This window comes from Microbacterium shaanxiense (assembly GCF_054779995.1).
This window is the reverse complement of sequence record NZ_BAAGXE010000011.1, coordinates 1-692: the sequence shown is the minus strand read 5'-3', so window position 1 is coordinate 692 and position 692 is coordinate 1. Positions and strand designations below refer to the sequence as shown.

The 692-nt window shown below is 63.7% G+C and carries 1 protein-coding gene; it reads right to left on the bottom strand.

The features are described 5' to 3' along the window. Positions 1 to 692, bottom strand: a 692-nt coding sequence (locus tag ACYVG2_RS18980) for an IS3 family transposase (protein ID WP_460782416.1), incomplete at both ends; no start/stop codon positions are given.

Sequence of the window (692 nt, the reverse complement as noted above, 5' to 3'; positions counted from 1 at the left end):
CGAGAGCTTCGTGGAGACGCTTGTTGTTCCACCAGTCGACCCAGTTCATCGTCTGGAACTCGACCTCGGTCACGGAGGGCCAGGCTGGGCGGGCGTGGATGAGTTCGGCCTTGTAGAGCCCGTTCACGGCCTCGGCGAGGGCGTTGTCATAGCTGTCGCCGACTGTGCCGACCGAGCCAGTGATCCGGGCTTCAGCGAGCCGCTCGGAGTAGCGGATGGACACGTATTGGCTTCCGCGGTCCGAGTGGTGGACCAGCCCATCGATGGCCTGGTCTTTCGCAGACACAAGGGCGTGCTCGAGCGCTTCCAATGGAAGATCTTCTGTGCGCATCGTCGACCGGGTCGCCCAGCCGACGATCCTCCTCGAGAATACGTCGGTGACGAACGCGGTGTAACAGAATCCTGCCGTGGTGCGGACGTAGGTGATATCGGCGACCCAGAGCCGGTTCGGCCTGTCCGCGACGAAACGCCGCTCGACGAGATCCGGGCGATCATCCGGGACTCGTGAGGGGATCGTGGTGCGTGGTGCGCGCCCACGAATCACGCCGGCAAGACCAGTCTTGCGCATGAGGCGAGCGACCTGATCGCGTCCGATGACCCAGCCCTCCCGACGCATCGCATGCCAAATCTTCCTCGCCCCGTAAACGCCGTAGTTCTCCGCATGGATCCGCTCGATCACAGGGATCAGTGCG